A 270-nucleotide genomic window follows, 5' to 3' on the forward strand; every position below is an offset into this window, starting at 1 on the left:
GCTTCGATCTGCGTGATCTACGGTCATGGCGGCGAGCAGGTACTCAGTCGCGTGGCGGCCGATGATTTGCGCTTTGCCAAACAAGAGCCGCAACTCGGCACCGGCCACGCCGTCGCGCAAGCACTGCCGCTGCTCGACCTCAGCATGCCAACCATGATTTTGTATGGCGATGTGCCGCTCACCAGCGCGGCCACGCTGCGCCGCCTGATGGCCGTGGCAGGGGAGGACAAACTGGCGATTTTAACCGCCCACATGGCCGACCCGACCGGC

1 pseudogene is annotated in these 270 nt (G+C 64.4%); it reads left to right on the forward strand.

Annotated elements, in window-relative coordinates:
* Positions 1-270: pseudogene (gene glmU, locus QN347_RS19985) on the forward strand (bifunctional UDP-N-acetylglucosamine diphosphorylase/glucosamine-1-phosphate N-acetyltransferase GlmU); the annotation flags it as partial.

The organism is Sphingomonas sp. 10B4 (assembly GCF_035019905.1).
Classification (GTDB): domain Bacteria; phylum Pseudomonadota; class Alphaproteobacteria; order Sphingomonadales; family Sphingomonadaceae; genus Sphingomonas; species Sphingomonas glacialis.